23 protein-coding genes are annotated in these 19,610 nt (G+C 62.8%); 11 read left to right on the top strand and 12 right to left on the bottom strand.

Annotated features, from left to right (window positions below):
- Positions 1-52: 52 nt before the first annotated feature.
- The 6 genes from IP89_RS03965 to IP89_RS03940 all read right to left on the bottom strand — a co-directional run bounded on the left by IP89_RS03965 (position 53) and on the right by IP89_RS03940 (position 5,184).
- The gene (locus IP89_RS03965; protein ID WP_043307893.1) at positions 53-1,546 is read right to left on the bottom strand and encodes a flagellar hook protein FlgE; all 1,494 of its coding nucleotides are present in this window, start codon (positions 1,544-1,546) and stop codon (positions 53-55) included.
- A 44-nt stretch (positions 1,547-1,590) separates the two neighbouring features.
- Positions 1,591-2,259 carry a flagellar hook assembly protein FlgD gene (flgD, locus tag IP89_RS03960; RefSeq protein ID WP_043307892.1) on the bottom strand — a complete coding sequence of 223 codons (669 nt, stop codon included), beginning with the start codon at positions 2,257-2,259 and terminating at the stop codon, positions 1,591-1,593.
- A gap of 22 nt (positions 2,260-2,281) precedes the next feature.
- On the bottom strand, positions 2,282-2,725 hold the full coding sequence (gene flgC, locus IP89_RS03955) for a flagellar basal body rod protein FlgC (protein WP_043307891.1): 444 nt from the start codon (positions 2,723-2,725) through the stop codon (positions 2,282-2,284).
- 14 nt (positions 2,726-2,739) lie between these two features.
- Positions 2,740-3,147 carry a flagellar basal body rod protein FlgB gene (gene flgB, locus IP89_RS03950; RefSeq protein ID WP_043307890.1) on the bottom strand — a complete coding sequence of 136 codons (408 nt, stop codon included), beginning with the start codon at positions 3,145-3,147 and terminating at the stop codon, positions 2,740-2,742.
- Positions 3,148-3,379: 232 nt separating this feature from the next.
- Positions 3,380-4,207: a protein-glutamate O-methyltransferase CheR gene (gene cheR, locus IP89_RS03945; RefSeq protein WP_043307888.1), complete on the bottom strand. Its 828-nt coding sequence runs from the start codon at positions 4,205-4,207 to the stop codon at positions 3,380-3,382.
- A gap of 44 nt (positions 4,208-4,251) precedes the next feature.
- Positions 4,252-5,184: a chemotaxis protein CheV gene (locus IP89_RS03940; protein WP_043307886.1), complete on the bottom strand. Its 933-nt coding sequence runs from the start codon at positions 5,182-5,184 to the stop codon at positions 4,252-4,254.
- A gap of 79 nt (positions 5,185-5,263) precedes the next feature.
- Here IP89_RS03940 and flgA point away from each other — a divergent pair, with 79 nt between their 5' ends.
- From flgA to IP89_RS03920, 4 genes are all read left to right on the top strand, one after another.
- Positions 5,264-6,022, top strand: a complete 759-nt coding sequence (gene flgA, locus IP89_RS03935; RefSeq protein WP_043307884.1) for a flagellar basal body P-ring formation chaperone FlgA — start codon at positions 5,264-5,266, stop codon at positions 6,020-6,022.
- A gap of 133 nt (positions 6,023-6,155) precedes the next feature.
- Positions 6,156-6,497, top strand: coding sequence for a flagellar biosynthesis anti-sigma factor FlgM (gene flgM / locus IP89_RS03930; RefSeq protein WP_043307883.1), 342 nt, complete (start codon positions 6,156-6,158; stop codon positions 6,495-6,497).
- A 49-nt stretch (positions 6,498-6,546) separates the two neighbouring features.
- Positions 6,547-7,014, top strand: coding sequence for a flagella synthesis protein FlgN (locus tag IP89_RS03925; protein ID WP_043307882.1), 468 nt, complete (start codon positions 6,547-6,549; stop codon positions 7,012-7,014).
- A 79-nt stretch (positions 7,015-7,093) separates the two neighbouring features.
- Positions 7,094-7,828, top strand: coding sequence for a flagellar brake protein (locus IP89_RS03920; protein WP_043307881.1), 735 nt, complete (start codon positions 7,094-7,096; stop codon positions 7,826-7,828).
- A gap of 45 nt (positions 7,829-7,873) precedes the next feature.
- Here the strand turns inward: IP89_RS03920 and IP89_RS03915 are convergent, their stop codons facing one another.
- The 4 genes from IP89_RS03915 to IP89_RS03900 all read right to left on the bottom strand — a co-directional run bounded on the left by IP89_RS03915 (position 7,874) and on the right by IP89_RS03900 (position 11,359).
- A complete protein-coding gene (locus tag IP89_RS03915) occupies positions 7,874-9,115 on the bottom strand; it encodes a glutamine synthetase family protein (RefSeq protein WP_177326838.1) in 1,242 nt (413 codons plus the stop codon).
- 182 nt (positions 9,116-9,297) lie between these two features.
- Positions 9,298-9,534, bottom strand: coding sequence for a glutaredoxin family protein (locus tag IP89_RS03910; RefSeq protein WP_043307878.1), 237 nt, complete (start codon positions 9,532-9,534; stop codon positions 9,298-9,300).
- A gap of 44 nt (positions 9,535-9,578) precedes the next feature.
- On the bottom strand, positions 9,579-10,721 hold the full coding sequence (locus IP89_RS03905; RefSeq protein WP_043307876.1) for a DUF5610 domain-containing protein: 1,143 nt from the start codon (positions 10,719-10,721) through the stop codon (positions 9,579-9,581).
- Between the two features lie 80 nt (positions 10,722-10,801).
- Positions 10,802-11,359, bottom strand: a complete 558-nt coding sequence (locus IP89_RS03900) for a TetR/AcrR family transcriptional regulator (protein ID WP_043307875.1) — start codon at positions 11,357-11,359, stop codon at positions 10,802-10,804.
- A 129-nt stretch (positions 11,360-11,488) separates the two neighbouring features.
- Between IP89_RS03900 and IP89_RS03895 the strand changes: the two genes are divergently transcribed.
- The 3 genes from IP89_RS03895 to IP89_RS03885 all read left to right on the top strand — a co-directional run bounded on the left by IP89_RS03895 (position 11,489) and on the right by IP89_RS03885 (position 14,404).
- Positions 11,489-12,085: a glutathione S-transferase family protein gene (locus tag IP89_RS03895; protein ID WP_043307873.1), complete on the top strand. Its 597-nt coding sequence runs from the start codon at positions 11,489-11,491 to the stop codon at positions 12,083-12,085.
- A gap of 87 nt (positions 12,086-12,172) precedes the next feature.
- Positions 12,173-13,030, top strand: a complete 858-nt coding sequence (locus IP89_RS03890; protein ID WP_043307871.1) for an MBL fold metallo-hydrolase — start codon at positions 12,173-12,175, stop codon at positions 13,028-13,030.
- A gap of 108 nt (positions 13,031-13,138) precedes the next feature.
- Complete coding sequence (locus tag IP89_RS03885; RefSeq protein WP_043307868.1) at positions 13,139-14,404, top strand: OprD family porin; 1,266 nt, start codon at positions 13,139-13,141, stop codon at positions 14,402-14,404.
- Positions 14,405-14,459: 55 nt separating this feature from the next.
- Here IP89_RS03885 and IP89_RS03880 read toward each other — a convergent pair whose 3' ends face one another.
- Positions 14,460-15,668 (bottom strand): ammonium transporter, encoded by a 1,209-nt coding sequence (locus IP89_RS03880; RefSeq protein WP_043307867.1) that lies wholly within the window; start codon positions 15,666-15,668, stop codon positions 14,460-14,462.
- 349 nt (positions 15,669-16,017) lie between these two features.
- Here IP89_RS03880 and IP89_RS03875 point away from each other — a divergent pair, with 349 nt between their 5' ends.
- The 4 genes from IP89_RS03875 to IP89_RS03860 all read left to right on the top strand — a co-directional run bounded on the left by IP89_RS03875 (position 16,018) and on the right by IP89_RS03860 (position 18,371).
- Positions 16,018-16,407: a YqjD family protein gene (locus IP89_RS03875; RefSeq protein WP_052080945.1), complete on the top strand. Its 390-nt coding sequence runs from the start codon at positions 16,018-16,020 to the stop codon at positions 16,405-16,407.
- Between the two features lie 12 nt (positions 16,408-16,419).
- Complete coding sequence (locus IP89_RS03870) at positions 16,420-16,809, top strand: phage holin family protein (RefSeq protein ID WP_043307865.1); 390 nt, start codon at positions 16,420-16,422, stop codon at positions 16,807-16,809.
- A complete protein-coding gene (locus IP89_RS03865; protein ID WP_043307863.1) occupies positions 16,806-17,117 on the top strand; it encodes a hypothetical protein in 312 nt (103 codons plus the stop codon). Before IP89_RS03870 ends, IP89_RS03865 begins: the two co-directional genes overlap by 4 nt.
- Before the next feature lie 87 nt (positions 17,118-17,204).
- Entirely contained in the window at positions 17,205-18,371 is a 1,167-nt protein-coding gene (locus IP89_RS03860; RefSeq protein ID WP_043307860.1) for an EAL domain-containing protein, read from the top strand.
- A 3-nt stretch (positions 18,372-18,374) separates the two neighbouring features.
- On the opposite strand, the gene IP89_RS03855 is transcribed toward IP89_RS03860, so the two are convergent.
- Positions 18,375-19,487, bottom strand: coding sequence for a GGDEF domain-containing protein (locus tag IP89_RS03855; protein WP_043307859.1), 1,113 nt, complete (start codon positions 19,485-19,487; stop codon positions 18,375-18,377).
- Between the last annotated feature and the right edge of the window lie 123 nt (positions 19,488-19,610).

Here is a 19,610-nt window from a genome sequence, read left to right as displayed (position 1 = left end):
GAAGGGTATGCCGGCGAGGGCTTGCCGCTGCCGGCAAGCCCCCCCTCACTCATCAACGCAGGTTGATGATGGTCTGAGTGATAGCGCTCTCGGTCTCGATGGTCTTGGCGTTGGCCTGGTAGTTACGCTGGGCAACGATCAGGTTCACCAACTGGTCCGACAGCTCGACGTTGGAATCCTCCAACGCACCCGCTTGCAAGGCACCCAGTGTGCCCGAGCGCGGGGTGCCGACTACCGGTTCGCCGGACTGGAAGGACTGCACCCAGGCCGTCTTGCCCACTGGAGTCAGGCCCTGGACGTTGGCGAAGTTGGCCAGAACCACCTGTCCCTGAACCAGAGATTGGCCGTTGGTATAGCGGGCAAAGATCACGCCGGTGTCGTCGATCTCCAGCCCTGACAGCTCACCCGTGGTATAGCCATCCTGACTGACCGCTGTCACCGCAAAGGCACTGGCGAACTGGGTGGCAGTGCGCAGATCGAGAGTCACCCCGGTGGCCGAGGCGTTGGCGCCATTAGCACTCCAGATCGGCGGCGTGGAGCCGTCCGGCGCGGCAGGCACCCAGTTATTCATGGAAATAGTGCCATCGGGATTCACCGTGAGATCCGTACTGGTCGTAGACAACAACTGCCCCGATGCGCTGAAAGTCAATGCAGCACTCGACGGAACGGTAGCCAAAGCCTCGGAGGCGGCAAAGACGGCAGCCGCAACACTCGCTGCAGTCGCGCCTGGAGCCGCGGCAGCCGCAGTTGCCGCAGCAATAACACTGGCGTCACTACCACCCGGCACCGCAGCCAGAACGCTGGCCGGGGTAGCGCCGGGGGCAGTCGCTGCCGTATTGGCCGCCGTAACCGCAGCCGCATCGCCATCCGGGTTGGACGGACTACGGCCATCGACCAGAACATTCATCGCCCAAGTATTGGGGCCAGTCTTGACGAAATACTGAGTGAACACGTGGGCATTACCCTGCGTGTCGTAGATATTGGTCGAGGTCGACGAATTGTAGGTAGTGGGATCCGTTGGATCGAACGGTGTAGTGGTGGGCACCGTGTTGTTCGAGTTCAGGTTGAAGGTTTGCGTCATGTTCTCGGTGGCCCGAGGCGACTGGGACGCGGTGCGAATCTGGATATCGGTCACCACGCCGTTCTGCAGGTTGCCATTGGCATCAACTGCATATCCCTGCAGCTTGTAACCGAAGTTGTTGACCACGAAGCCATCGCGGTCGGTACCGAAATAGCCGGCACGGGTATAGCTGATATCACCATTGTTGCTGGTGACGAAGAAGCCGTTGCCGTTGATAGCCAGGTCCAGGGCGTTCTGGGTGTAGTTGATGTTGCCCTGGTTGAACAGCTGCGACACATCGGACAGCAGCACACCGCTGCCAGTGGGGTTGGAGCCACTGCCGAGCATTGAGGCGGCATAGACGTCGGAGAACTCGGCGCGCGACTGCTTGAAGCCGGCGGTACCAGCGTTGGCAATGTTGTTGCCGGTGACGTTGAGGTCCTTGGTGGCTGCCCGCAGACCGCTGAGACCGATATTGAAAGCCATGGATTTACTCCTTTGCCGCTACTGCCGGCGCATACAGCCTGGGGTTACTGACCAATGATCTGGACCTGGGACAACGCTACGCTGCCAAGCCCTGCAAGATTGAGCATCAGCTCGCCGCCGTTCTGGCCGAGCGTGACGCTGTCGACGTTCGCCGGCAGCAGGGTGTAGAGCCCCTTGGTGCCATCGGCGTAGGTGGCCTGCGCTTCGAACTTGTAGGTGCCGGGCGGCAACAGATTGCCGCTCGAGTCCTTGCCGTCCCACATGAAGCTGACGTTGCCGGCAGACTGCTGGCCGAGGTTGACGCGACTCACCGCCTTGCCAGCGCTGTCGTAGACGTTGACGTAGACGTTGCTGCTGGTAACCGGCAGTACCAGGCTGCCCTTGAAGGTTTCGCTGGTGTCCACCACCGCCTTCTCGGTCGGGATAATCACCTTGCGCCCGACCAGGGACGATGCCTGCAGCGCCTGCGAGGACTGGTAGCCGGAGAGCAACGACTCCATGCTGGAGTTGAGCTGCTCGATACCCTCAACCTGGCTGAACTGCGCGAGCTGGGCGATGAACTCGCCATTCTCCTGCGGTTCCAGCGGGTTCTGATTGTTCAGCTGGGCGACCAGCAACTCGAGGAACTGGTTCTTGCCGAGCTCCTTGTTCTGCGTGGTGTCCTGCTTGATCTGGTACTGGTCCAGCGCGGAACTAACGCCACTGACACTCATTGTCTCGCTCCTCGTTCGCTGCTTACTGACCCAGGGTCAGTACGCGCTGCATCATCTGCTTGGCGGTGTTCATCATTTCCACGTTGGTCTGGAAGGCGCGACTGGCGGAAATCATGTCGGCCATCTCCTCGACCACGTTGACATTCGGGTAATACACGTAGCCCTTCTCGTCGGCCGCCGGATGGTTAGGCTCGTAGCGCGGCATCAGGCTGCTCTGATCCTCGACCACCCCCAGCACCTGCACGCCACGACCAGGCTGATCCTGATCGGCAAACAGCGAGCCGCGGTCGCCTTGCATGGTCGACTCGAAGGTGGTGGCAAACACCGGGTGACGAGCGCGGTAGGTCTGGTTGATGCTCGAGGAAACGGTCTCGGCGTTGGCGATGTTGCTGGAGATTGTGTTCAGGCGAGTGCTCTGGGCGCTCATACCGGTACCGGCGATATTGAAGACACTGGCGAGTGACATGGTGGTGATCTCCCTTATTCGCCGCGCAGGGCGCCAATCAGCCCTTTGAACTTGCCATTGAGCAGGGTGAAGCTGGCCTGGAACTGCACCGCGTTCTCGGTGTAGTTGGCCTGCTCCTGCTGCATGTCGACGCTGTTCTGATCGATGGACGGGTGGAACGGGGTGCGGTAGCGCAGTGCCGGGTCGGCCAACTCGATGCCGTCAGCGGCAATATGACGGGTGTCGGTACGGTTCAGGCCGAACTGTTTGCCACTCTGCTTCTCGCTCTGCTCGGCCAGGACGGCGGAGAAATCCAGATCACGCGCCTTGTAGTTCGGGGTGTCGGCGTTGGCGATGTTGTTGGACAGAACCTCGGCACGGCGGGCACGGAAGCCGAGGGCTGTTTCGTGGATGCCAAGTGCGCTTTCGAAGCTGATGCTCATGATCTGGAACCTTTGCCGGTTGGGCGTGTTGCCAGACATTCAGCAAAGGCTGTGCCAATTTTATTTTTTCTTATTTTTCATTCACTTACAAAGTCTTAAGCAACCTGACAAGCGGCAAGCGGCAAAGCTTTTCCGCTTGAAACAGGCTAAGCGGCAAAGCCGGCAATGCCGCGTTGCCGCCCCGGAAATGAAAACGGGAGGCCTAGGCCTCCCGTCTGCACACACTTCCGGATCACTTCACCTTGTAGATGATCCCCGGACTGCACTGAACCATCTGATAGAGGTCTGGCAGGCCGTTGAGCGCCTCGGAAGCCCCGAGGAAGAGATAGCCACCCGGCTTGAGCGTGGCATGGATGCGGGTGAGGATGTCCTTCTTCACCTCGGCCGAGAAATAGATCAGCACGTTGCGGCAGAACACCACATCGAATTTACCGAGAGCCGCGTAGCTCTCCAGCAGATTCAGCGGACGGAACTCGATTCGACTCCTGATCGGCGTCTTGACTGCCCAACGCCCCGGTCCCTTGGGATCGAAGTAGCGCTGCAGGCGATCCTGTGACAGACCGCGACCCATGGCCAGGCTGTCGTACTCGCCGGACTTGCAGTTGGTCAGCATCGATGGCGACAGATCCGTCGCCACTATCTGCACGCCAGCCTTGAGCTGCCCCAGGTTGGTCTTCTCGAACTCGTCGATGGTCATGGACAGCGAGTAAGGCTCCTGCCCTGAGGAACAGGCGGCCGACCAGATGCGCAGACGCTGACTGGGGTTGGCCTTGATCAGCTCGGGCAGCACCCGGTTCTTCATCACTTCGAAGGGATAGGTATCGCGGAACCACAGGGTTTCGTTGGTGGTCATCGCGTCCACCACCTGCTCGCGCAACCCTCCACGAGGCTGGGCTTGCATCTTCTGCACCAGTTCGCCGAGGGTCTTGATCCCCTGCTGTTCCATCAACTTGTTCAGGCGGCTGGACACCAGGTATTGCTTATTGCTCCCCAGCAGAATGCCGCAGGCCTTTTCCAGAAAGGTCCGGAACTGCTCGAAATCCAAATTCCCTGAAGACACTAATGCCGCCTCACCATACATAGTCCTAACCGAGGGCCGAGCCCTCAGCCCCCATCAGCTACACGGATGCGTTCCACCACGCGCGAGGCCAGATCATCCGGCCGGAACTTCGCCAGGAAGTCATCGGCCCCGACCTTCTTCACCATCGCCTGGTTGAACACTCCGGAGAGTGAAGTATGCAGAATCACATGCAGGGTCTGCATCCTCGGATCGGAACGAATCTCCGCCGTCAGGGTGTAGCCATCCATCTCCGGCATCTCGATGTCGGAGATCAGCATGAGGAATTCTTTCGCCGGGTCCTTGCCCTCTTCCACCATCTTGCGCAGATAGTCATAGGCTTCGCGCCCATCGTTGAGCGCCACGACCTCCACGCCGACACTCTCCAGGCAGCGCGAAACCTGCTTGCGCGCCACCGATGAGTCGTCGCAGATCAGCACGCGCTTGGACACGGCCTTGGCCTGGGTCTCGACGTCCACCACGCCCTCGGAAATCGCTTCCGACATGGGCGCCACCTCGGCGAGGATCTTCTCCACGTCGATGACCTCGACCAGCCTGTTGTCCACGCGGGTCACCGCGGTCAGGTAGTGGTCACGACCAGTGCCCTTGGGTGGCGGATGGATCTCGCCCCAGTTCATGTTGACGATGCGCTCCACCGAGCGCACCAGAAAACCCTGCACCTTGGTGTTGTACTCGGTGATGATCACGAAACTGTTCTGGATATCGTCCAGCGCGGACCTACCAGTGGCCAGCGCAAGATCGAGAATCGGGATGGTGCCCCCGCGGATGTTCGCCACACCACGCACCACCTGACTGGATTTCGGCATCACGGTGAGTTTGGGGCATTGCAGCACCTCCTTCACCTTGAACACGTTGATGCCGTAGAGCTGCGGACCGTCCAATCGGAACAGCAAGAGCTCCAGGCGGTTCTGCCCGACCAGTTGGGTACGCTGGTTAACCGAGTCCAATACTCCGGCCATGCCCAGACTCCTTATTGTTCATATCGCCGTGCGTCCTGCTTAGCCTAGCAGGCGGCACGGGCCTTGCTTTGTGAGCGTCATGAACATATTCACGACACTTTCCCGACGCATGATGGCAAAACGCCTTGGCCTTGCCGGTGTTTTACCCGCTTTGGGCCTGTTCGGCTACAGCTCGCTGCACGCCGCGCCGCTGACCCTGCCCGAGGAGCTTATCGGCGCTACCGAGGGCTTTCTTGAGTTCATGGTCGAGGACTATCTAGAGCGTAGCGAAATCCCAGCGCGCCATGAAATTCAAGTGAATCAGCTCGACCCGCGCCTACGCCTGGCCGCCTGCGACAGCGATTTGACGCAAAGCCTGGAAAGCCCGGCACAGCCAGTTGGCAGGGTCACCGTCCGAGTCAGCTGCGAAGGCAGCACACCTTGGACAGTCTTCGTACCGGCCCAGGTGCGCATCTTCCGACCGGTGGTCGTCCTGAAGACTGCGCTCAAGCGCGACAACATAGTAGGGCCGGCGGATATAGCCCTAGTAGAACAGGACATCGGCCTGCTCAACCGAGGCTATATCACCGATCCGAACCAGGCCATCGGCAAAAAACTGACGCGACCGGCACAAATCGATCAGGTGCTGACCCCAGCACAACTGCAACTGGCCGAAAGCGTACGCCGCGGTGATCAGGTCGTGATTGCCGCGCAGAGCGGTGGCATCAGTGTGCGCATGCAAGGCGAGGCCTTGTCTGGCGGGACTCTCGGCCAGCAGATCAGCGTCCGCAATCTGGGCTCGCAGAGAGTGGTCAGGGCACGAGTAGTGGGCCCCGGCCAGGTCGAAGTGGAGATGTAGGCACGATTCTTGTAGCGCAATTAACCGACGATTTCCTACACTGTTAAACGACGCACACATTTGCGCCCTAAAGTTTCGACGGGACCGGCCGACAACCCAGTCAAGCGTCCAGATACCGTCAGAGGTTCACAACATGGTTATCGACTTCAACAGGCTGAACAATGCCTCCAACGCCGCGAACAGCGGGCGTACCGGCAATGCTCAGGCCAGCGGCCGTAACGAAGCCGTCAGCAGCACTCAGCCGAATGTGGCTCAGGTTGCCGATGAGCAGGCCCCTGCCGGCAAAACGGGTGAATCCGTTCAGCTCAGCCGTGAAGCCCAGCAGTTGCAGAAAGTGAGCGACAAGCTGCGTGACCTGCCGACCGTGGACAAAGAGCGCGTCGCCAAACTGAAGCAGGCCATCGCCGATGGCAGCTACCAGGTCGATGCCCAGCGCGTCGCCGGCAAGCTGCTCGATTTCGAATCCCAGCGCTAGTCTCAGGGCTGCGCTGGGGGTGTTGGACGCCCGATCCCCAGAGCCCGCGATGCAAACTAACGAACTGCTGCAACTGTTCATCGAAGATATCGGCACGGCACAACGCCTGCTTGAACTGATCGATAACGAATTCCAGGCCATGGGCGAACGCGACCTGCCGCGTCTGGAACAAATTCTTGGCGAAAAAATCCCCCTCCTCGGCCTGCTCGACCAGCACGGCACGGCACGCAGCAAGCTGCTCGCCGCGCAGCAGTTGAGCGCCGACCGCGCCGGCCTGGAAACCCTGGCCAGCCGCAGCACCGACAGCCCCGAACTGCTTGCCCGCAGCGAAGAGCTGAACCAACTGCTGGAAAGCTGCCGCGACGCCAACCAACGCAATGGCCGGTTGATCCGCGCCAATCAGGCATCCCTGAAAAGCGTGCTCGGCATTCTCCGCGGCGGAGAAACACCGGGGCTCTATGACAGCCGCGGCGGCGCCGCTAGAATCGCGCAGCAACGCCCGCTCAGCCAGGCCTGAGCCCCATAACAACAAGCACAGGGACATACCGGCAATATGCCAGTATGCTAGTGCGGTAGTACCCGGAGATTGTTGGATCGTGTCCAATCCATTCCACGAAGACGATGGCCCACAGCCACCCAAGGTGCTGAGCGCACCACTGGAGATCTTCGCCAACCTGCGCTTGCTGCAGCAGAGCAACGACCCGCTGATCATCATGTTCAAGGAGCGCAACCAGCGTTTCCAGAGCTTCCTGGTCGAGGTCAATCGCGAGCGGGGCGTCATCGCCCTCGACGAAATGGTGCCCAACGATGGCGAGCGCTTCATGCAGAACGGCGAGCCGTTCCGCGTCGAGGGCTTCCACGACGGCGTGCGCATTGCGTGGGATTGCGATGATCCCGTGCAGATCGGCGAGCTGGAAGGCTCTCGCTGCTACTGGAGCCACATGCCGGAGCGGGTGACCTACCACCAGCGCCGCAATGCGTTCCGCGCCTCGCTCGGCCAGGGCCAGTTGGTCAACATCGAGTTGTCCGGTACCCGCCTCAACCCGGGCATCAAGGGCCAGATGCTGGATATCTCCGCCACTGGCTGCCGCCTGCGCTTCGCTGGCGATGTCAGCGGCCGCCTGCAATCCGGCCAGGTCTATGAGCGCTTCGCCGCATCGCTGCCGATCGGTGCCATGACCATGGCCGTTGAACTGCGCCATGTGCACTATGTGGAGAAGGTCGACATGACCTTCGCCGGTCTGCGCTTCCACCGCATGAGCGGCCTGGAACAGCGCCAGGTAGAACGTTTCGTCTACCAGCTGCAGCGCGAAGCGCGCCGCGAGGACTGACGTAAGCGTTTGCAGAAAAGGCCGCCCCAGGGCGGCCTTTTGCATTCAGACCTGGCCGCCCAGCACGCGTCGCTCCCAAGGGGTGATCTCGTCCAGATAGCTGGTCAGCTCCATGCCCTTGCTGGCGCAGTAACCACCAACGAACTCCTCGCCAAACCACTGCCTGGCCAACTCGCTGGCCTGCAGGCGCTGCAGCGCCGCGTGCATGGTGCAAGGCAGGCTGAGCGCCGGCGGCACCTCGAACTCGCCCTGGATCGCCGCATGCGGCTCGAGTTGCTGCTGCAGGCCATGCAGCCCCGCGGCCAGGCTGGCAGCGATGGCCAGATAAGGGTTGGCATCGGCGCCAGGCAGGCGATTCTCTACCCGCCGTGCGGCCGCGCCACTGGCCGGAATGCGCAGTCCGGCGGCGCGGTTGTCATGCGACCAGCAGGCGTTGTTCGGCGAGGCATAGGGATGGCAAAGGCGCTGATAGGAGTTCACATGCGGCGCGAACAGCAGGGTGAAGTCTGCCAGCGCGGCCTGCTGGCCGCCGATGAAGTGGAAGAACGCTGGCGTCGCCTCGCCATCGTCGGAGCTGAAGATGTTGCGACCACTACCCTGCTCCACCACGCTTTGGTGGATATGCATGGAGCTGCCCGGCGTATGCGGCAGCGGCTTGGCCATGCACACCACGGCCAAGCCGTGCTTGAGCCCGACCTCGCGCAGCATGTGCTTGAACAGGAACGTCTGGTCGGCCACCAGTAGAGGGTCGCCATGCAGCAGATTGATCTCGAACTGGCTGACGCCCATCTCATGCATGAAGGTATCGCGCGGCAGGCCGAGCTCCGCCATGCAGCGGTAGACCTCCTCGAAGAACGGCCGCAGACCGTTGCCCGACGAAACGCTGAAGGCCGAACAGCCACTCTCGCGACTGCCATCTAAGCCCAGCGGCGGGCGGAACGGCTGTGCGGCATCCAGATGCCGCTCGAAAATGAAGAACTCCAGCTCGGTCGCCACCACGGGCTGCCAGCCATGCTCGGCGTACGCGGCGACTACACGTTTGAGCAGCCCGCGAGTGGAAAGGCCCGAACTGCGCCCATCCAGTTCGTCGGCACCGCAGATGGCCATGGCCTGCGGTGAGTCGCTCCAGGGCAGACGGAATACGCGCTGCGGCTCGCTGCTGAGCACCAGGTCGCCATCGTCGCTGCCGTAGAAGCGTGCCGGCGGATAGCCGCCCATGATGCACTGCAGCAGCACCCCGCGCGCCAGCTGCAGGCGGCGACCTTCGAGGAAGCCCTCTGCAGTCATCACCTTGCCCCGCGGCACACCATTGAGGTCCGCGGTGACACACTCGATTTCGCCTACTCCGGTCAAACGCTCTGCGAGCGAACTGCGGCCGTCGGTATTCATGACTGCTTATCCTTGTTATTGATCCGTACAAAATACGCATCAGCCGTTCAAGATATCAAGCAGTCAGAGCAGAGAAGGATTCAGCGCAGGAAGGCCACAACCTGATCGGCATCGAAGGGCCAGTTGAGTTCGGCACCGCTGTCGTTGCGACGCAGCACCGGGATGCGCAGGCCGTACTGCTCGACCCAGTCTTCACGCTGGGCAATGTCGACCAGTTCGACCAGCAGACCGTGCTCGACGAAGGGCATCAGCAGCGCCTCGGCCACCTCACAGAGATGGCAGCCGAGGGTGCCGAAGAGTTGGCATTCAGGGGGCATCGGGGCGTCTCCGAACTCGATCAGAGACGCAGTCTAACACCCGCTCAAGCTTCCTCGGCCTTGGGCTCGTTGCCGAGCATGCCCTGCAGACCATCGAGCAGACGGCTGTTGAGCTCCTTCGCTTTGCTCAGCAGCGACTCGTCGAAACGCTCGTCGAGGCTGAAGCCACCGTCCAGCAGCTGCTCCAGGGTACCCTTGGCGTCTTCCGACACCTTGTCAGCAGTGCGCAGCGCATCGAGCAGACCGCGGGCGTAGTCGATCAAATCGTCGTTCACCGCGCTGGCGGCCTGGCCGCCCTGCTGAGCCACAGCACCGTAGGTATCGGTGGCCTGGCGCACGCTGGTCTGGGTCAGCTGCAGCGACATGGACGCCAGTTGCGAGCCGTCGATATTCAGCTGCATGGCGCGATCGAAGGCGCCTTCCAGATTGCCCGAATAGAAGTCGCTGGAGATGTCCTGCACCTGCTTGAACAGGTCTTCCAGGGCGGAGCGTTCTTCGTCATCCAGTTCGCCTTCCACCTGTACCTGCCAGGCGCCGATCTGGATGCTGCCGGAGTTGCTGCTGGCACTGGCCGCCGAAGTATTGCCATTGCTGGCTGCGGCGACGCTGGACTGCGACCAGCTGGCGGAGGCGCTGGCGATGGAGATTTTCAGGCGATCACCGTCACGGGTGGTGACCTGCATGTCGAAGGTCTCGGCCTGAGCGGCGAAACGCTCACTGCGAGCCGCCACAGCCACGGTGTTGCCGCTGCCGCTGGGCGCGGTCTTGCCGTAGTCGGACTGCAGCCCGTCCAGGCCGCTCTGAATCTTGTCGTAGGTGGCGTCGATATCGTCGGCCACTTTGCCCTTGAGCACGCCCATACCGTCGAGGATCTTGCGCGCCTCGGCGAAGCCCTTCTCCACGCCTTCGCGGGCCTGAGTCAGCAGGCTCTCCAGCTTGGCCGGATCGGCGCCGGCGGCGGCCTCGCTCTTCAGGCGCTGCTCGATGAAGCCGACTATACGGTCGGCGACCTTGTCCGGCGTGAAGTCTTCGCGCTTGCCGTCTAGGGCGCCGGGTTCGAGGCCTAGGCGATTGGCCAGACGGTTGGCCAGGGTGCTCTGCGGATCGACCTGGCCACGCTGATTGGCCAGGGTATTGATCCCAGTCGGGCGAGACTGGGAGGGCGAGAGGGAAGCCAGATTGGTCATGATGGCGTACCAGGCAGGGTGAACTGCCAGTTTGACGGCCGCAGGCCGGGAAATTTTAGGGTAAACCGACCAGCGGGCATCTATAGCCCGCGGGCTTGCAGCAGGGTTTCGGCGGCGGCGCGCGCCTGTAGCGCCTGATCGGCCGGGCCCTGCACGTGGGCCATGCTCAGCGCGCCTTCGAAGAGGAACTGCAGCTGATTCGCCAGCTGCAGCGCATCCGCCGCACCGAGTTGTTCCAGCGCCTGGCGCAGATGTTCGGCGAAGGCCGCCTTGAAGGTCGCCGCCTGCTGATGGATCGGATGCTGGCGATCCTGGAACTCGGCAGCGGCGTTGATGAAGCTGCAGCCGCAGAAGTCGGCCTCGCTGATCCACGCATGCAGGCCATCGAACACCAGCAGCACCGCCTCACGTGGCGACGCGCTGGCTCGCAGCGCCGCCAACTGTTCCAGCACGACCTGCTCGCGATTCTCCAGCACCGCCTGGATCAACTCATCCTTCGATCTGAAGTGCTTGTACAGGGTCATCTTGGCCACGCCGGACTCGGCCAGGATGCGGTCGATGCCGGTGGCGTGATAGCCCTCGCGATAGAACAGCTCCAGCGCGGTATTGATCAGTTGCTCGCGTTTGCTCGATGCCATCAGGGTCCTCCGTCGGGCGGACATTATGCGTGCGGCATAGGCCGGCGCTCCAGTTTGAGAAAGTCTCGCTTGAAATATACAGACCTGTCTGTCTAATATCGAGTCAAACCCAACAACGAGGCTCTCGCCATGCTGCTCCATGACTTCACCCTCTCCGGCAACTGCTACAAGGTCCGCCTGTTCCTTGCTTTGCTCGACCAGCCGGTGGAACTGCGAGAAGTCGATCTGCGTGGTGGCGAGCAGAAGCGTCCGGAGTTTCTCGCGCTAAACCCGCGCGGCCAGGTGCCGGTACTGGTGGACCAAGACCAGCCGATCTACGACTCCCAAGCGATCCTGACCTACCTCGCCAAGCGCTACGCAGCTGCCAGCTGGCTGCCGCAGGACAACCTCACACAGGCGCGCGTCGCGGCCTGGCTGAGCTTCGCCGCCAACGAGGCCGCGCGCGGGCCGGGACAAGCGCGCCTGCACAGGCTGTTCCGCATGCCCGGCAATCTCGAGGGGGCGCAGCAACGTGCAGTACAGGTGCTCGAGTTGCTCGATGCCCACCTCACTCATCATGCCTGGTTGGCCGAAAGCGCTGCACCGACCATCGCCGACCTTGCGGTCTACCCTTACGTCGCCCTGGCAGGCGACGGCGGCGTGGATCTCGCGCCCTACGCGCACATTACCGCCTGGTTCGCACGCATCCGCGCCCTGCCCGGCTACATCGGCATGCCCGGTCTCTGAGAGGCACGCCGCTATGAAAAGCCCTCTTCATACCCACGCAGGCCATCGCGCGCCTGCACTCGCCCTGCCCGTTCAAGGACACTGAACATGCGCGCCCTACTCCTCGCCTTGCTGCTGGCGCTTGCCAGCACCACCCAGGCCGCCGGCCTGCGCTTCGCCCTGGTCAAGACCGCCGAAACCGAAACCCTGGACGCCTTCACCGTCGAGGGCGGCGCCTGGACCGAGAAGGCCATCGCCAACCATGTGGCCGTACTGATCGAGCACCACGCCGCCACGCTGCTGCTGGATACCTCACTGGGACGCCAGGTGGACCAGCAGTTCGAGTCCGAGATGCCCTGGTACGACAAGCCGCTGCTGCAATACGGCAAGGTGACGCCGGTGCGCGACCAACTGGACCGCGACGGCATCCGCATCGACCGCATCCTCCTCACCCATAGCCACTGGGACCATGCCTCGGGCCTGGCCGACTTCCCCGAGGTGCCGGTGTGGGCACCCTATGAAGAGATCGAGTTCAGCCGCATCGCCGTACCTCCAGCCGTATTGCCCAGCCAGTTCGCCCACCCCATCCGCTGGGTGCCCTATCAGTTCGACGATCAACCCTTCATGGGTTTCGAGAGCAGTCACGACCTGTTCGGCGACGGCAGCCTGGTATTGGTGCCACTGGCGGGCCATACGCCAGGTGGTGTGGGCCTGTTCCTGACCCTCGACGATGGCCGGCGCTTCTTCTTTACCGGCGATGCCAGCTGGCGCCTGCAAGGCTTCACCGGTCCGAAGGAAAAGTTCTGGATCAGCCGCAACATGGTCGACAACGACCGCGAAGGCACCCGCCTGCAGCTGGAAAAGGTGCATGCCCTGCTGCAGGAGCAGCCGCAGCTGATCGTGGTGCCCGCCCATGACGAATCCGTGCAGCGCACACTGGGCTATTACCCGCACTGGGTGGAATGACCCTCGACCAAGGTCTAGAGGCAGCAATATTTTCGAAATGTTTTAGTCTTCAGGCTGCAACGACTTCGGACAACCGAAGCGCCTTCACCAGCCGAGGAAACAATAACAATGAGCAAGACCCCTCTCGCCCGTGGTGTGGCCCTGGCCGCGCTGGGCACCAGCCTCACATTGCCCTCCCTCGCGCAGGCGGCCTTCCTGGAAGACAGCAAGGCCAGTATTGAACTGCGTAACTTCTACATGAACCGCGACTTCCGCCAGGAAGGCGCCGCCCAGTCCAAGGCCGAGGAATGGGCCCAGGGCTTCATCCTGCGCTACGAGTCCGGCTTCACCGAAGGCACCGTCGGCTTCGGCCTGGACGCCATCGGCGCGCTGGGCGTGAAACTGGACTCCGGTAGCGATCGTAGCGGCACCGGCCTGCTGCAACGCGACCGCGAGACCGGCCGCGCGCAGGACGACTACGGCGATCTGGGCGCCACCGCCAAGATGAAGATATCCAAGAGCGTGGTCAAAGTCGGCACCCTGATGCCCAAGCTGCCGGTGGTGCAGGCCAACGACTCGCGCCTGCTGCCGCAAGCCTTCAGCGGTGGTGCGCTGAACTCCACCGAGATCGACGGTCTGATCGTCGATGCCGGTCGCCTCAAACAGTACAACCAGCGTGACTCCTCGGACTACGAGGACATGGCGATGACCACCGGTGCCCGCCGCAACATCACCGGCGCTGCCGGAGTCACCGCCGACAAGTTCGACTTCGGCGGCCTCAGCTACAAGTGGAACGACAGCCTGACCACCAGCTACCACTACGGCGCGCTGGAAGACCTGTACAAGCAGCACTACCTGAGCCTGGTACACGTCCTGCCGCTGGCCGACAAGCAGTCGCTGAAGTCCGACATCCGCTGGGCGCGCTCGACCGACGATGGCAACACCAACGTCGACAACAAGGCGCTCAACGCCATGTTCACCTACAGCCTGGGCGGCCATGCCTTCGGCCTCGGCTACCAGAAGATGAGCGGCGACACCGGCTTCGCCTACATCAACGGTACCGACCCGTTCCTGGTCAACTATGTGCAGATCGGCGACTTCGCCAACAAGGACGAAAAGTCCTGGCAGGCCCGCTATGACTACAACTTCGCCGCCATCGGCATTCCCGGCCTGACCTTCATGACCCGCTACCTGAGCGGCGACGACGTCGACATGGGCGTCGCCGGCAGCGACGGCAAGGAATGGGAACGCAACACCGACATCGCCTACGTGTTCCAGGAAGGCCCGCTGAAGAACTTCGGCGTGAAATGGCGTAACGCTACCGCGCGCAGCAACTTCGGCAACGACCTGGATGAGAATCGCCTGATCCTCAGCTACAGCCTGTCGCTCTGGTAAGTCCCGCAGCATGAAAAAGCCCGCCAATCGGCGGGCTTTTTCATTCGCGACGCAATCAGTCCTGACTGTTGGCGCCGATCTTGTGGATGGCCAGGTCGGCGCCGTAGTACTCCTGCTCCTGGTTCAGGCGGATGCCGGTGAGATTCTTCAGCACGCCGTAGACCAGGAAGCCACCGAACAGGGCCACCAGCACGCCCAGCGCAGTGCCGATCAGCTGGCTGGCCAGGCTGACACCGCCCAGACCGCCCAGGTAGCTCTGGCCGAAGATGCCGCAGGCGATGCCGCCCCACACGCCGCACAGGCCGTGCAACGGCCACACGCCGAGCACGTCGTCGATCTTCCACTTCACCTGGGTGGCGGTGAACGCCCAGACGAACAGCGCGCCGGCGATGGCGCCGGTGACCAGGGCGCCGATCGGGTGCATCAGGTCGGAGCCGGCGCAGATGGCGACCAGGCCGGCCAGCGGGCCGTTGTGCAGGAAGCCGGGGTCGTTGCGGCCGACCAGCAGCGCAGCGACGGTGCCGCCAACCATGGCCATCAGCGAGTTGACCGCCACCAGGCCGCTGATGCTGCCCAGGGTTTGCGCGCTCATCACATTGAAGCCGAACCAGCCGATGATCAGGATCCACGAACCCAGGGCGAGGAACGGAATGTTCGACGGGGCGAAGGCCACCAGGCGGCCATCGCGGTAGCGCCCGTCACGACGACCGAGGAGGATCACCGCGCCGAAGGCCAGCCAGCCACCGACCGCGTGCACCACCACCGAACCGGCGAAGTCATGGAAGGCAGCGCCGAAACGCTCGGTCAGCCAGGCCTGCAGGCCGAAGTTGCCGTTCCAGATCAGCCCCTCGAAGAAGGGATAGACGAAGGCGACGATCAGCAGCGTGGCGCACAGCTGCGGGCCGAACTTGGCGCGCTCGGCGATACCGCCGGAGATGATCGCCGGAATGGCCGCGGCAAAGGTCAGCAGGAAGAAGAACTTCACCAGGGCGTAGCCACTGCCAGCTGTCAGCTCGCTCGCCGGGGCGAAGAAGGTGACGCCGTAGGCGACCCAGTAGCCGATGAAGAAGTACGCCAGGGCCGACACCGCGAAGTCGGAGAGGATCTTCGACAAGGCGTTGACCTGGTTCTTGTGCCGTACGGTGCCCACCTCGAGGAAGGCAAAGCCGGCATGCATGGCCAGCACCATAATGGCGCCGAGCAGGATGAACAGGGTGTTGGAGCCGTGGATCAGGGTTTCCACGGCGCTATTGAGGTTTTCCATCTAAGGGTGTCCCCGGCCTATAAAGCACCAAAAGCGATCTCTAAACCCACCACTCGCACCAACCATGAGCACAGACCCAATAAGGACGACCCGCAAAACGCCCGCAAAAGGAGCCAGGCCTTTGCGAAAAAATCGCACTCGCGATTTTCATCCTTTGTTTTCAGTGACATAGCAAAGCGAATGGCGGACCCATCGCGAACCGAGCGAACCAACAAGGGGCGCTGGCGCGACGCCATGCACCATGCGAAGGCAAAAGCTGTGCCATTAGGAGGCGCAAAATAGCCTGAACCAAGCCGGATGGGCCTCGCTCGAAACTCATGAGTTCGCCATCACTCCAGAGGAGAGCGCTATGTCCATCACGCCGAACGCCGATCTGTCCGGTCTCGAAACCAGCGGCAGCACTACCCCGAACGTCGACAAGGAAGCCCATCGCCGCAACCTGCGCCAGGCTCAGGATGCCCTGTCTGCCGAATTCCAGACCTTGGTGCATGACACCGAGAGCCTGCTGCGGCAGACCTCGGAAGTGGCCGGCCATCAGGTCCAGGAGCTGCGCGCCAAGATCAGCGACAACCTCAGCCGCGCCCGCGGCCTGCTCAAGGAAACCGAGCAGAGCCTGGAGCAGCAGGGCCGCATCGCGGTGGAAAAAACCGAGGAGTACGTACAGCAGCACCCTTGGCAGACCATCGGCGTCGCCGCCAGCGTGGGCTTCCTGCTCGGCCTGCTGGCCGGTCGCCGCTAACGGAGGAATGCCATGCAGGAGGACCTTCAGAAGCCGGCGGCGGAAGCGCCCAAACCTTCGCTGAAGAAACTGGGCGGCGCCTTCGTCGGCTTGCTGCAGGGCCACCTGGAACTGCTCGGCATCGAGTTCCAGGAGGAGAAGTCGCGCTCGTTCCGTCTCTTCGTCTTCTCCGGCCTCAGCCTGATCTTCGGCCTGCTGGTGTTGCTCGCACTCTCGACCGTCGTGCTCATCGCCTGCTGGGACACCTACCGACTACCCGCCGCCATCGGCCTCTGCGTGGTCTACGCCGTGGCCCTGCTGCTGTGCGTACGCAAGGCCATGTGCCTGGCACGCGAGGGTGAATCGCCATTTCGCGCCACGCTGGCGGAACTGGCCCGCGACAAGGAGCGCCTGCTGCCATGAGTGATTCACTGTCCGCCTCCGCCCGCCGCAGCATGCGCAAGGAACTGGTGCGCCTGCGTCTGGAAATGCATCGTCAGCAACTGCGCTACAACGTCCAGCCGCTGACCCACCCACTGCAGCAGCTGCGCCATGCTGACCCCGCCAGTGCCAAGACCCCGCTGTTGGTCGCCGCCGGCGTGCTGCTGACGCTGTTCGGCGGGCGCCTGGGCGTCTTCGGCAAGCTGGCCCGGACCGCCCTGGTGCTCTACCCGGTCGTTCGCGGGGTGCAGGCGACACAGCGTCCCAACATCGAACAGCAGCACCGCTGAAACATCTGGCCCCATCCTTGCAGACGCGATGCAGCGCGATCGGTCTAACTGACTGGTCAGTTTTTCATCAGTGCAAGGAAACTGTTCGTGATCGACGGGCAACCTTTAGCAGTGTTCCAGCCCTTCATCGACACCGCCACCGGCCGCATCGCCGGCCTCGAAGCCCTCGGCAGGCTGCGCCATGAGGATGGCAGCCTGCATTCGGTCGGCCCGCTGTTCATTGACCCCAAGGTCTCGCCCGCGCACCTGCGCCGGCTGGACCGGCAGATTCGCGACGACGCCCTCGCCCGCCTGCGTGACGCGCCCGCCGACTGGTTCCTCAGCATCAATATCTCGCCGCGCTGGATCACCTGGCTGCGCCCCAACCAGGCCCTGCCCAGCCTCAAGCAGCTACAGCAGCATGGCGTGGCGCCGCAACGCGTGGTATTCGAGATCACCGAACTGGGCGGCGGCAGCCAGAAGCTCACGGGCGTGGTGGCGCGCTACCGCGAGGCCGGTGCACGCATCGCCATCGACGACTTCGGCGCCGGCTACTCGCAGCTCGACCGCGTGCTGGCACTACAGCCAGACATCCTCAAGCTGGACATGCGCCTGTTCCAGGAAGCCGCCCGCGGCGGCCCCAGTGGCGAGGTGGTGCGCGCCCTGGCGCAGATGGCGGAGAAGACCGGCTGCTGGATCATCGCCGAGGGGGTGGAGACCGAGGCCGAGCTGGACTTCGCCCTGGAGTGTGGCGCGCGTTACGTGCAGGGCTACCTGTTCGCCAAGCCGGATGAACAGTTCTTCGCCGCCGACGCCTTCGTCGAGCGCTTCGCCCGCCTGCGCGAGCAGTATGTGCAGCGCAAGCTGGCCGAACGCGCACGGCTGATGAGCCTGCGTCAGCAACTGGCCGAGCTGATGAGCCTGGTGCGTCACTGGGCCGAACGCGGCGGGCAACTCGACTCGCTGCTCAATCCCAGCGACTACCCCTGGCTGCTGCGCATCTACCAGTGCGACCGGCATGGCACCCAGCTCACCCCCAACCTGCAGTGGGACGGGCAAGACTGGCAAGAGGACGCGCGCTACCTGGGCCACAACTGGTCCTGGCGGCCCTACTTCTATCAGTTGCTGGCCGAGGGCTGGGAAGAGCGCCGCCTGACCCTGTCGAGCACCTACCGCGACGCCACCAGCAACCAGTACTGCTTGACCGCCGGCCAGTTCATCGACAATGGCCGCCGCCTGCTGCTGCTCGATATCGATGCAGCGGGGCTGTCCTGAGGCTCAGATCAGAATCGGCTTGTGGAACGGCGCCAGCTCCATGCGGTTGCGGCCGTTCTGCTTGGCCCGGTACAGGGCCTTGTCGGCGCGCTCGATCAGCGCTGCAACCGACTCCTGCAGGTAGTACTGCGCCACGCCGATGGACGCGGTGACTCGTACCTCGCCGGGCAGATCGGCGAACCCGGTCTCGGCCAGGGCATCCTGGATACGCTTGATGCAATGCTGGGCCATCTCCAGTGAGGTCTGCGGCAGGAACAGCAGGAACTCCTCGCCGCCATAGCGGGCGAAGAAGTCGGTGCTGCGCAGCAGCGGCTGCACCACGTTGGCGAAGGTCTTGAGCACCTCGTCGCCCACCGGGTGCCCGTAGGTGTCGTTGATCCGCTTGAAGTAGTCGAGGTCGAGGATGCACACGCAGAAGCCAGCGCCGCCACGGTCGGTCCGGTTCTTCTCGTGGTTGAGCATTTCCAGCAGATAGCGGCGGTTGTAGGCGCCAGTCAGCTCGTCATGGGTGGCCAGTTCGGTCACCTGCTGCAGCACCTCCTGCAACTGGGCATTGCTCGCCATCAGCCGCTTGCGCAGATCGCTGATGCTGCCGCCGAGAATGGAAATGAACGGCAGGAATACCGAGAAGCTGCACCACAGCACCATTTCGACAGCCAGGTTGAAGTCCTCGCCGTCGATCTTCTGGATAAAGGGCAGGGTCATGCCATAGGCGACGATGGTGGCCAGGCTCAGCCCCAGCAGTTCGCGGGTATGTAGCTTGAAGCAGCCGAACACCATGATGATCAGCAGTACCACGAGGTAGGCGCCGCGCGCCTCGCCGGCGTAACTCTGGGTGAACAGCACCATGGCGATGGCCGCGACCATCTGCGGCAGGGTCAGGCTGGGATCGCGGAAGCGCAGGTTGAGGCCGAAGCGGAACAGCAGATAGAAGCCGAGGTTGGTGGCGACCGCGATGGCCGCCCAGAGCAGCATCACCCAGGCCGGGGAAATGCCGTTGTACAACGAGACACCCTGCGGAACGCTAGCCAGGACGTACATCGCCACACTCATCATGAAGCGGCGGATGCGCAGCTGCTGCTGCGAGTCCTCGGAAATGGCAGCTGGTGAAGTCACGTGCTTATTACTCTTATTGTTATGGGTATAAGTCTTTACGCGATATCACGACGATATCACCTGTGATCACAGAAACCCACGCATCCTCCTGCCGCCCGTCGCCCGCTCATCGGCATGCCGGCA

The sequence above is a fragment of the Pseudomonas sp. ML96 genome, from assembly GCF_000761545.1.
Taxonomy (GTDB): domain Bacteria; phylum Pseudomonadota; class Gammaproteobacteria; order Pseudomonadales; family Pseudomonadaceae; genus Aquipseudomonas.
The sequence above is the reverse complement of the archived record's forward strand: the minus strand, read 5'-3'. Positions and strand labels throughout refer to the sequence as shown.

Bases quoted from the DNA above. Each gene is read 5' to 3' on its own strand.
- IP89_RS03870 (WP_043307865.1), top strand. From the start codon at position 16,420: ATGCAGGAGGACCTTCAGAAGCCGGCGGCGGAAGCGCCCAAACCTTCG.
- IP89_RS03900 (WP_043307875.1), bottom strand. From the start codon at position 11,359: ATGGCATCGAGCAAACGCGAGCAACTGATCAATACCGCGCTGGAGCTG.
- IP89_RS03885 (WP_043307868.1), top strand. From the start codon at position 13,139: ATGAGCAAGACCCCTCTCGCCCGTGGTGTGGCCCTGGCCGCGCTGGGC.
- IP89_RS03875 (WP_052080945.1), top strand. From the start codon at position 16,018: ATGTCCATCACGCCGAACGCCGATCTGTCCGGTCTCGAAACCAGCGGC.
- IP89_RS03895 (WP_043307873.1), top strand. From the start codon at position 11,489: ATGCTGCTCCATGACTTCACCCTCTCCGGCAACTGCTACAAGGTCCGC.
- IP89_RS03915 (WP_177326838.1), bottom strand. From the start codon at position 9,115: ATGACTGCAGAGGGCTTCCTCGAAGGTCGCCGCCTGCAGCTGGCGCGC.
- flgC (WP_043307891.1), bottom strand. From the start codon at position 2,725: ATGTCACTCGCCAGTGTCTTCAATATCGCCGGTACCGGTATGAGCGCC.
- flgD (WP_043307892.1), bottom strand. From the start codon at position 2,259: ATGAGTGTCAGTGGCGTTAGTTCCGCGCTGGACCAGTACCAGATCAAG.
- flgB (WP_043307890.1), bottom strand. From the start codon at position 3,147: ATGAGCATCAGCTTCGAAAGCGCACTTGGCATCCACGAAACAGCCCTC.
- IP89_RS03890 (WP_043307871.1), top strand. From the start codon at position 12,173: ATGCGCGCCCTACTCCTCGCCTTGCTGCTGGCGCTTGCCAGCACCACC.
- IP89_RS03925 (WP_043307882.1), top strand. From the start codon at position 6,547: ATGCAAACTAACGAACTGCTGCAACTGTTCATCGAAGATATCGGCACG.
- flgM (WP_043307883.1), top strand. From the start codon at position 6,156: ATGGTTATCGACTTCAACAGGCTGAACAATGCCTCCAACGCCGCGAAC.
- flgA (WP_043307884.1), top strand. From the start codon at position 5,264: ATGAACATATTCACGACACTTTCCCGACGCATGATGGCAAAACGCCTT.
- IP89_RS03880 (WP_043307867.1), bottom strand. From the start codon at position 15,668: ATGGAAAACCTCAATAGCGCCGTGGAAACCCTGATCCACGGCTCCAAC.
- IP89_RS03940 (WP_043307886.1), bottom strand. From the start codon at position 5,184: ATGGCCGGAGTATTGGACTCGGTTAACCAGCGTACCCAACTGGTCGGG.
- IP89_RS03965 (WP_043307893.1), bottom strand. From the start codon at position 1,546: ATGGCTTTCAATATCGGTCTCAGCGGTCTGCGGGCAGCCACCAAGGAC.
- IP89_RS03905 (WP_043307876.1), bottom strand. From the start codon at position 10,721: ATGACCAATCTGGCTTCCCTCTCGCCCTCCCAGTCTCGCCCGACTGGG.
- IP89_RS03865 (WP_043307863.1), top strand. From the start codon at position 16,806: ATGAGTGATTCACTGTCCGCCTCCGCCCGCCGCAGCATGCGCAAGGAA.
- IP89_RS03910 (WP_043307878.1), bottom strand. From the start codon at position 9,534: ATGCCCCCTGAATGCCAACTCTTCGGCACCCTCGGCTGCCATCTCTGT.